Source organism: Dietzia sp. SYD-A1 (assembly GCF_015356725.1).
Classification (GTDB): domain Bacteria; phylum Actinomycetota; class Actinomycetes; order Mycobacteriales; family Mycobacteriaceae; genus Dietzia.
Map to the genome: position 1 here is coordinate 1 of NZ_JADDKI010000050.1, position 9,881 is coordinate 9,881.

Genomic DNA, 9,881 nt, shown 5'->3' on the forward strand with positions numbered 1-9,881 from the left:
GGGCACCGGGCGCGGCGGGCCTACGAGACGGCGCAGGAGGTTCGGCCGGACTCGGCGGTGTCGGTGACGCCGGGGGCACCGGGCTGGATCGCGGAACTCCGCGCCGCCGGGGCCGCCGGACTGGAGGTCAGACCCTCCGACTGAGACCGGTCACGTCGATGATGAACCCGTCGGAGTCGACGGTCGCGCTCGTGGCGGCGGTGGACGTGATCCCGTGGACCTTCTCGTCGTCGCTGGAGAACGTGACCGTGTCCTCGCTGACGTCGAGGGTGAGGGAGTCCACCCGGAGAACCCGCTCCTCCACCGACCCCGGCTGCGAGTGCAGCCCGAGCCGCCGGCTGATGACACTTGCGAAGAACACGCTGTAGGTCACGTCCACGTCGACGACACCGGCGCCACCGACGCGGGAGCGGGTGTCGGAGGGGTCGTCCAGGAGCCAGGAACCCTCGTCGTCACGGACCAGGTCGATGGTGCGCTCGTACTCCTCCGTGGAGACGGTCAGCTGCACCCGGCACGGGGCCAGGTCCGATCCGAGCTCCACCTGGTACTCGAGGGTGAACGCCTGGTGTTCTGGATGCGCCGCGGAGACGATCCGGCCGTGGGCGCGGGAGAAGTCGCCCTTCGGGACGATTCTCACCTGCTCGATCACCCTGCCGGTCTCGGAGATCCACGTGTACATGCGGGGGGCCGAGGCGCGCGGCGCTTCGACCTGCGACGAGGGCGACTGGGAAGCGTTCACCTCTCCTACGGTAGGAAACTCCGCACCGAAAAGCACATCACCCTCCCGTCGTCGCGGACCGGCGTCACCTCGGGAGCAGCTCCACGCGTGCGCGTCGCCACGGATACAGGGTCACGTTCCGCGCCCTGGGCCATTCGCGGCCGCTGCCCACGGGCTCGAGGCGGAACCGCGTCAACACCTGCCGCAGGATCACCTCGCCCTCCATCATCGCGAAGGACGCACCGATGCAGCGCCGGGCCCCGCCGCCGAAGGGCAGCCACGTGGTGGGGGTCGGGACGTCGCCGAGGAAACGACCGGGGTCGAAGACCTTCGGAGCGGGATAGGCGGCCGGCGCACGGTGGGCCAGGATGATCGACGGCGAGATGGTCATCCCCCGCGGATAGGTGCGACCACCGACGGTGGCGGGCTCCTGCAACTCCCGCATCACCATCGGGACCACCGGGTGCAGCCTCAGCGTCTCCTTGAGCACGGCGTCGAGGTACTCCGTTCCACCGGCGGCGATCTCGGACACACAGCGGTCCTGGATCCCGGGGTGCCGGGCCAGTTCGAGCACCGACCACGCCATGGCGGTGGCCGTGGTCTCGTGGCCGGCGGCCACCAGGGTCATCAGCTGGTCCCGCAGTTCCTGATCGGACAGCCCCTGCGCGTCCTGGGCGGACGCCCGCACCAACAGTGCCAGCAGGTCCCGTCGCCCTCCCAGTGCCGGATCCCGGCGGGTCGCCTCGATCTCCTCACCCAGGAAGGCGTGGATGGTCGCGAGATCCCGGACCTGCCGACTCCACGGTCGGAACCGGCGCAGCGGCTGGATGCCCATGCCGATCATCACCACCGGCCCGGCGTCCACCGCCCGCGCGACGATCGGCCGGATCCGGTCGAGGCGGGCCGAGTCCGTGACCCCGAACACCACTCGCAGGATCACCTCGAGGGTGAGCTGGTTGAACAGGATGTGCGCACGGACCCGACCCGACCGCGGCCAGCGGTCCAACTGCTCGGTCGTGACCTCCTCGACGAGCGAGCGGTACCCCTCGATCTCGCGACGTCCGAACGCGGGAGCGAGGAGCCGTCGGGCGCGCGCGTGCTCGTCACCGTCCTGCAGGAGCAGTGAGTGGTCCCCGAGCAGTGGCCGCAGGAGTTCGTTGCCCTTGCCCGCGTGGAACACCGAGGGCGAGCCGGCGAAGACGTCCTTGACCTGGGCCGGATCGGCGACGGCGACCACCGTCCGCCCCCTGGGCAGCAGGTCGAGCCTGAACGGCACGCCGTACCGTCTGGCGGCCGCCGGGAAGACGGCGGCGGGGGCCGAGAGCGTGAGCAGCGCCTGCACCAGGCCGGGCAGCCGCGGGCCGGGCGGAACTCCGTCGCCTGTGGTCAGGTCGTCTGTGGTCACACTGTCCATGGTGACACCGTAGGAGTCGACAGGGGGCGCCGCAGCCGGACCGCCGAACACGCCGGCTCGCGCCGGGCGAGGGGTGTCAGGCTCCCAGCCCCGCGCTGCCGAGCGAACCGGTGCCGGCCCCGGCGGCGCCGGCGAGACGCTCCCAGGGACCTGTCACCGCGAACGTGTAGCCGTCGCCCTGGATCGACACGAACATCACCGAGCCGTCCTCGTTGAACACCGGGCCGGCGAACTCCGAGTCGCTCACGCGGTTGCGGGCGATGGGGTACGCCCGGCCTCGGTCGTCGACGCCGACGACGTGCTGGATCCCGGAACCGTCCTCGGACACCACGACGCCGCCGTGGGGGGAGACCGTGATGTTGTCCGGGCCGTCGAAGCCCCCGCCGTCCGCGAGGTCGACGGACGGGTCCGGGTTCCTGCCGAAGACGGAGTACAGGGTGATGGACGCACCGTCCGGCGCGATGCGCCAGACCTGCCCGTCGTGCTCGGCCGCCGAACCGTCGCCCATCCGGGCGAAGGAGGCCACGACGTACGCGCCCTCCTTCCACCACGCGCCCTCGAGTTTGCGCGAGCGGGTGCCGCGGTCGGCGTAGGACTGCTTGCGGATCGAGGTGGTCTCCGCGAGTCGGTCGCGACCCGGAACGTCCACCCACTCGACCTGGTAGGTCGTGCCGACCGTGGTGGCCACCGACAGGTCCGGTACGTGAGCGCCGCCGGAGACGCATCGCATCATCTCGAAGGTGCCGGCCGTGTCGCCGCCCTCGGAGCGGGCGAGCTCCGCGAGCGAGCCCGTACCCGGCTGGAACCCCGGCGGAGGAGTCCAGCGGTACACGTGGCCGTTGGGACTGCCCGCGTCCTCGGTGAGGTAGATGACGCCGCTCGTGGGGTGCACCGCGACGGCCTCGTGGGCGAACCGCCCGAGGAACTTCAGAGGCACCGTGGCCTGGGCCCGGTTGAGCGCGGTGTCCGGCGAGACCTCGAAGACCCAGCCGTGGTCCAGTGAGGCTGTTCTGCCCTGGAGCGAGCGTCCACCGGCCCGGAGTTCGGTCTCCTCGCAGGTGAGCCACGTGCCCCACGGGGTGACGCCGCCCGCGCAGTTGTTCACCGTGCCGGCCACGCCGACGTACTGCGACCTGCGTTCGCCCCGGGAGTCGACGGCGATCACCGTGCATCCCCCACCCGCCTGGTCGTCGAACGTGAGCCCGTCGGTCACCGGAACGACATGCGGTTCGCTGCCGCCGATCTCGTGGTTGAGGACGAGGAAGCCGCCACCCCCGCCCACGAGGTCACCGACCGAGCCCAGTGCTCCTGATAGAGAACCGAGGGGGCCGGAGGCCGGGAAGTACCCGGCGCCGTCGGGATCGGACGGGGACGCGGCGCCACCCTCCATGGTGGTCTCGCCCGCGTGCGAGACCACGGTGTACGTGAAGCCCTCCGGCAGATCGAGCAGACCGTTCGGGTCCGGCACCAGGTCCCCGTACCCCTCGGTCCCGACGCCCGTGGCGCCGGCGATCGCGCCGGAGCCGGTGAAGGTCCCGGTGAGGTTACCCGCGACGTACACCCCCGCGCCGAGAGCTGCCGCGCCGGCGAGGAATCGACGACGATCGATGCTGGTGGTTGCCATTGTTCCGGTGTCCTCTCCCCGCGGCCGGCCCGTCCGGCGCGCGGGTTCAGACGCTAGGGGCCGATGGAAACGGGAACGCGCCGTTGAGATGTCGCGGGCGTGAACGCGCGGCGGAGACGCGGTGCGGGCGTCCGCCCGCCGGCTGCACGGATCGGCTCGACGGGGCCCACCGGACCCCCGTGGTCGCCGAGTGTTCACCGACGGGCAATCGACCGGGCCCCCGGGGTGGCCTAATGTGACCGGCATGGCACTGCTGCCGGTGGACCTGGACTCGACGCCTGACGACATCGCCTCCCTCCTCGCCGTGGACTCCGCCGTCCGCGCCGCGGTGGGACTGGAGCACTTCGCGCCCACGCCGGCGGCGCTGCACTGGGCCGGCGCCGAGGGGATGTGGATGGCGCTCGTCCGGCCCGGCGAGGGGCGTGCGCTCCTCGTCGGCTGGCACCACGAGTTCTCCCTCACCGAGGGCAGCGGACGCACCGGCGAGACGGGGACGGACCTCGTCGGCGACGCCCCGGGGTGGTGGCGTCGCGGAGTCGAGCACGCCCGGTCCGCCGGCCTCTACCTGGGCTTCCTGTACGGCTGGGACGGGGAGACGTGGTGGCGGCTGGACCAGCCGACCGACGACGGGTTCGACCCGGAGATCTTTCCGGTGACCGCGGCGGCCGTGCGGGACATCATCGACGACCTCGCCGACGACACCCTGCTCGACGCCCCGGGAACCGGAGCGGTCGACGCGCTCCTGGCGGCCGGTGCGCGGCTGGACTCGCCCGAACTGGCGGCCGTCCTGCACTCCCCCGACGGGTGGCCGGAGGTCGACCTCGAGGCAGGCGTGCGTGCTGCACGCGCGTTCGGTTCACCCGTTCCGGCCTGAGCGCGCAGCCGTACCCACGCCGCGCATCTCTGCCACCATGGTCGGGTGAGAAGACTCGGTTACGTCGCGGCCAAGCGCCTCGCCCTCGAGACACTCGGGTGGACCCTCGTCGTGCTGGGAATCGCGGCCCTGTTCCTGCCCGGCCCCGGGCTGCTCACGCTCTTCGCGGGAATGGTGGTGCTCTCCCAGCAGTACGAGTGGATCGAGAAGCGGGTCGACCCCGTCAAGCGCGTCGCGCTCGAGGGTGCGTCCCGCGGGGTGCAGACCTGGCCGAGGATCGCGGCGTCGGTGCTCGGCGTGGCGTGGCTGGTCGGGCTGGGGATCTACTGGGGACAGCATCCCCCGGCGCCCCGGTGGTGGCCGTTCGACCCGGCCTGGTGGTTCATCGGCGGTTGGGGTACCGGCGGGAGCCTGATCGCCTCCGGACTCATCGGCCTGGTACTGATCGCCTACTCGGTCCATCGCTTCCGTGGCAACCCCTACGATCACGCGGTCGAGACGGAGCGTGAGAGGGAACGCCACGCCGCACGCCACCGGGAGAGGGAGGAGCGTCGACGGTCCCGGCAGGGCGTCACATCGGATCTGTCGGACCTCACGTCAGAGTGAACGTCTCCTCGCCGCCCACCGCGACCATCCGTTCCTGCCGGCCGACCCGAACCCGCACGGGGGTCGCGTCGATCACCCCGTCGCGGTGGTGGACGGTGACGCGATCCCTCATCACCGTCACCGTCAGCGGTGACCGCAGGTAGGTCATGTTGAAGGACACCCCGTCTATGCCGCTGGGCAGGTTGGGGTCGAGTCGCAACATCCCGCCGCTGACCCGCATACCCGCGTAGAACCGTTGGACCAGATCGACGGTCCCGGACATGACCCCCATGTGGATCCCCTCACGCGTGGTTCCGCCCTGGATGTCGTTGACGTCGCTACCCAGGGCCACCTTGAACCTCTCCCAGGAGGCGTCCGGGTCGAAGCGGGCGAGCACTCCCGCGTGCGTGATGTAGGACAGCGTCGATCCGTGGGAGGTCCGTCGGTCGTAGTACTCGATGGTGCGCTGGGCGGCATCGCTCGGGAAGTCGTATCCGAGCCGCCGGACGACGCGCCTGAGTTCGGAGTCGCTGAAGAGGAAGAACAGCATCACGGCGTCGGCCTGCTTCGCCAGCTTGTACCGGTCAGGGGTGTCCCCCTCGGCCTTGAGGATCCGGTCCAGCCGCTGGATGTCGCCGTACTGGGCGCGGTAGGAGTCCCAGTCCAACTCCTCGAGGTCCTCGTACCCCTCGAACTGGCTGATGACCCCGTCGTGGAACGGGACGAACATCTTGCGGCTCATGTCCTTCCACCGCGTGACCTCCTCCTCGCGCAGTTCGAGTCGGGCGCGCACCTCCTCGGCCCGGGGCTCGGGGAGGAGGTCGAGCAGGCTCGCGGCGACGTCGCAGATCCACGCCACGAACACATTGGTGTAGGCGTTGTTGCGCAGACCCGCCTCCGACGCCCCGGGGTACTTCTCGTGGTACTCGTCCGGCCCCATCACCCCGTGGATCTCGTAGCGGTCCCGCTCTGGTGAGTAGTGGGCTATCGAGGACCAGAAACGGGCGATGCCGAGCATCATCTCCGCACCGCGGAACTCGAGGAACATCGTGTCCTCGGTGAGGGTGACGTACTGCCAGACGTTGTAGAAGATGGCCGCGCTCACGTGTCGCTGGTTGTGCGAGAGGTCCTCGTCCCACCGTCCGGACAGCGGGTTGAGGTGTACCTCCTGGGTCTCCTCGGTCCCCAGCGACCCGCTCTGCCACGGGAACATGAAGCCCTCGTACCCGGATGCCTCCGCGGCCGCGCGGGCCTCCGACAGTCGGCGATAGCGGTACATCAGCAGACCCCGGGTGACCTCCGGGGTGCGGAAGGTCAGGAAGGGGAAGACGAACAACTCATCCCAGAAGATATGGCCGCGATAGGCCTCCCCGTTGATCCCACGGGCGGGCACCCCCGCGTCGAGGTCCGCGGTGTGGTGCGAGCAGGTCTGCAGGATATGGCTGATGTGGACCCGGAGCAGATGCTGGGCCTCGTCGTCGCCGAACACCTTCATGTCACACGCCTGCCACAGCCGGCCCCATGCCTGACAGTGGTGGGCGTGGGCCGCGTCGAATGGCCGGGCGCGGCTCACTGATCGGTGCGCGCGCGTCATGGTGTTCCCGGTGGCCGGGTCTCGGGAGGTGAACAGTGCGACAGACTTCTCGATCGTGACCGGAACCCCGCGCTCAAGGTCCAGGCACAGCGTCTGCTGGATGTAGTCGGGGGTCCGGAAGTCCGTCCGCGGGACGTCGATCCGCTCGTCGGCCACGAGGACGAGGGTCCGTGCGGCCAGGCTGACCGCGACCTCGGACTGACGGGTGTGGGCCTTGAGGGCGATCACCTCCGGCGCGGGGAAGAGCGTGCTCCCCGGTCGCAGGTGGTCGCTCTCGAGCTGGCGGTAGCGGGGCACGCCGGCATTGGTGACCCGGCCGTCGATCGCGGTGACCACCTCCGCCTCCCCCGACCAGTTGACAGGGGTGATCGTCCACTCGATGTAGGCGTGGTGCATCGCGGCCATCGAGACGAACCGCCGGCTGACCAGCTCGGTCTCGCGACCCTCCTTGTCCCGGAACCGGAGGCGCCTGGTCAGCGTCGCCGACCGGAGGTCGAGTTCGTGCCCGTAGTCGAGGATCTCCACCTCGGCGAGCCGCAGCACCTCCGCACCGCCGATCCGGAGCTTCATCGGCAGCCAGTTGGGCAGGTTGACCAGGTCCTCGTTGTGCACCGGGACCCCGCCGAGCATGGTGGTCGCGCGGTTGTACAGACCGTGCACGTACGTCCCGGGGTAGTGGACCCCGTCGGCCTCCTCCCATTCGGCGGCGCCGCGTGTGCAGAGGTAGCCGTTGCCGGTGGAGGTGAGTGTCTCGCGAAGTCCCTCCTCGCCGGAATCGAACCCGGTGTAGGTCAGCGTGAAGGGGTCGGACCGCCCCACGGTGGTGTCGGTGGCGGGCCCGGTCGACGTGATGCTCACGCCTGTGACCCTATCCACCGACCCGCGGTCGCGCCGGGACGCCGCCTGCCGGTTTCCGCGATCGTCATCTGGCCGAGACTTGTTGGCCACCGGCATATTGTATGATCTACGTCACAGTCGAGACGGCCCTCGCCGCGGCGCGAGACCCGCCGTGGACCGCCTCGCCGGAACAGGGGTTCACCATGACCGTTCAGTTCATCGAGATCTCGGAGGACGTTGCCGACAGGCTCCACGTCCTCACCACACCGACGGCCTGCCAGGTCGGCGATGCGCGGATGATCATCGTCGATCTGCTCGGCTCGGGCCCGTCGTGGCCACTGTCCGTCCTCGTGGATCACGTCTGCACCGCGTACGAGGCCCCCGACGGGGAGCGCCTCACGGTCGACCTCCGGGAAGGAATGGCCGAGGACGATCTCCGCGACGAACCGGCACTCCGGCACGTGACGTGGGTGCGGGCGACGCGCCTCGCCCTGAGGGAGCTCACCGACTCCGGCGACGTGGTCTGGAGCCTGCCCTCGGACGACCCGGACGAGGTCGACCACCCCGAGGTCGAGGTCCTCATGGCCGGTGCGGAACCCCGCGCCTTCCGGATCTACGTGGGGGATCCGCTCCCGGACGGATCCGTGTCGTTGCGGTAGCGGACGGCCACGGCCAACATCACCGCGCCCACCGCGATGAAGGACAGCACCCGGAACAGCCCGGGGAGCGTGGCCAGATCGAGGAAGAGCAACTTGGCGAGCGCGAGCGATCCCAGGACGAATCCCATCCGACGGGCGTCCGAGAGCCGGGGGCTCGGGGTGAGGATCAACCAGGCCGCGCAGCTGATCCACAGGACCGTGACCAACAGGTGGGCCCCGAGGAACCCGTCACGCGCCGCGCCGGCGAGGTCGCCGATCACCACACCGGCCGCCACCACCATGACCGAGAAGGTCAGTAGCGCGGCCACGGCACCCGCCATCACCACCCTGGCGGACCGGTGCGGGGCCAGCCGGGAGCCCCACCACGTCGCGGCCACGGCGAGCGTGGTGGCCGCGAACGCCGCCACCACGTCCCAGTAGCTGAGCTCGCGGACCGCCAACCCCTCGTCCAGTGCGAAGAACGGCTGGTTGACCGCCAGGTACACGAGGAGCGCGATCGACCCGCCGACGCCGGCCACCCAGTCCATCCAACGTCGGCGCCACAGGCCGGCCGCCACGAGGTACCCGGTGGCGCTGAGCGTCAGGGCCAGGCTCGTCATCTCCCGCCCGCCGAGTTCGACCCAGGTGGCGAACAACAGACCGCTGCCCACGACACCCGTCACGGCGGACAGCAGGACCGGCCCCGGCTCCTGGGCCCGTCGTCCGGCGACCACCGCGACCGTGAGGTAGGCGGCGGCCAGGACGAGACCGACCGGCCATCCCGGCCGGAGGAGGGGCAGTCCGGACAGGAGGAACAGGGGTACCGCGGTGGGGACGACGACGAGGGCCGCCCGCTCCGGAGCCGGGCGGCGACGCAGGGAATCGACCCAGGCGATACCGACGCCCACCGCGGCGAACGCCAGGACCGCCACGATGAGCGCGATCTGGGAACCCCTGTCGTGACGGAACGCCTGCGAGAGGTACCCGACGAGAACCGGGGCGGGGAAGACCGACCACACCACCCTGACCGCGATCCCGAGGTCCGAGCCGAGCACCGCGGTCGCGATCGCGAGGATCACGAGGAACACCGCCAGCTCCACGCCGGTAGAGATGAACGGCGAGAGCAGCATCGTTCCCGCCGAGACCAGGCACGCGAGCAGAGCCGAGGACCACCGCTGCGCGAGCGCCATCCCCGCCAGCGCCAACCCACCCACGAACATGTACGCCGCCGGGACGGGGATCCACTGGTAGAGCGAGGTGCTGGCGATCACGTCGAGCATCGCCGCGGCCAGGCCGGTGCCGACCAGGGCCAACGCGCCCGGGTTGATCGGGCGCTCGGGCGTGACCTCGTGCCGGGCCTGCAGCCACAACCCGAGCCCGATGAGCACCACCGCCAGCACCGCCGCCGCGACGACACGCGCGATCGGCGGGAAGAGACCGGCCTGGATCGCGACCACCAGGAGGAACGCGATCCCGGCCAGCATCACCAGACCGCCGACCGCGGCGATCACCGTGGCCGCCGTGAGCCGTGGCATCCGGCGGCTCCGATCGCCGGCGGGTTGAGTCCACCCGGGCCCGGCCGGGGCGGGTCCGGGTG

General features: G+C 70.7%; 8 protein-coding genes. 3 read left to right on the forward strand and 5 right to left on the reverse strand.

The features are described 5' to 3' along the window. Nucleotides 1-127: 127 nt before the first annotated feature. The 3 genes from IY392_RS02655 to IY392_RS02665 all read right to left on the reverse strand — a co-directional run bounded on the left by IY392_RS02655 (nt 128) and on the right by IY392_RS02665 (nt 3,756). The gene (locus tag IY392_RS02655) at nt 128-739 is read right to left on the reverse strand and encodes a putative glycolipid-binding domain-containing protein (protein ID WP_231750458.1); all 612 of its coding nucleotides are present in this window, start codon (nt 737-739) and stop codon (nt 128-130) included. 64 nt (nt 740-803) lie between these two features. Next, nucleotides 804-2,123 carry a cytochrome P450 gene (locus IY392_RS02660; protein WP_309233984.1) on the reverse strand — a complete coding sequence of 440 codons (1,320 nt, stop codon included), beginning with the start codon at nt 2,121-2,123 and terminating at the stop codon, nt 804-806. 85 nt (nt 2,124-2,208) lie between these two features. Further along, nucleotides 2,209-3,756 (reverse strand): alkaline phosphatase PhoX, encoded by a 1,548-nt coding sequence (locus IY392_RS02665; protein ID WP_194860437.1) that lies wholly within the window; start codon nt 3,754-3,756, stop codon nt 2,209-2,211. Nucleotides 3,757-4,000: 244 nt separating this feature from the next. Between IY392_RS02665 and IY392_RS02670 the strand changes: the two genes are divergently transcribed. Beyond that, complete coding sequence (locus IY392_RS02670) at nt 4,001-4,630, forward strand: hypothetical protein (RefSeq protein ID WP_194860438.1); 630 nt, start codon at nt 4,001-4,003, stop codon at nt 4,628-4,630. 45 nt (nt 4,631-4,675) lie between these two features. After that, the gene (locus IY392_RS02675) at nt 4,676-5,236 is read left to right on the forward strand and encodes a PGPGW domain-containing protein (protein WP_182613819.1); all 561 of its coding nucleotides are present in this window, start codon (nt 4,676-4,678) and stop codon (nt 5,234-5,236) included. Here IY392_RS02675 and IY392_RS02680 read toward each other — a convergent pair. Beyond that, nucleotides 5,223-7,667, reverse strand: a complete 2,445-nt coding sequence (locus tag IY392_RS02680) for a glycosyl hydrolase family 65 protein (RefSeq protein ID WP_309230276.1) — start codon at nt 7,665-7,667, stop codon at nt 5,223-5,225. The genes IY392_RS02675 and IY392_RS02680 overlap by 14 nt on opposite strands. Before the next feature lie 182 nt (nt 7,668-7,849). On the opposite strand from IY392_RS02680, the gene IY392_RS02685 reads away from it, so the two are divergent. Further along, entirely contained in the window at nt 7,850-8,305 is a 456-nt protein-coding gene (locus tag IY392_RS02685) for a hypothetical protein (RefSeq protein WP_228548934.1), read from the forward strand. On the opposite strand, the gene IY392_RS02690 is transcribed toward IY392_RS02685, so the two are convergent. Continuing rightward, nucleotides 8,260-9,881, reverse strand: a 1,622-nt coding sequence (locus IY392_RS02690) for a DUF2339 domain-containing protein (RefSeq protein ID WP_228548935.1), incomplete at its 5' end; no start/stop codon positions are given. The genes IY392_RS02685 and IY392_RS02690 overlap by 46 nt on opposite strands.

Bases quoted from the DNA above. Each gene is read 5' to 3' on its own strand.
- IY392_RS02665 (WP_194860437.1), bottom strand. From the start codon at position 3,756: ATGGCAACCACCAGCATCGATCGTCGTCGATTCCTCGCCGGCGCGGCA.
- IY392_RS02670 (WP_194860438.1), top strand. From the start codon at position 4,001: ATGGCACTGCTGCCGGTGGACCTGGACTCGACGCCTGACGACATCGCC.
- IY392_RS02685 (WP_228548934.1), top strand. From the start codon at position 7,850: ATGACCGTTCAGTTCATCGAGATCTCGGAGGACGTTGCCGACAGGCTC.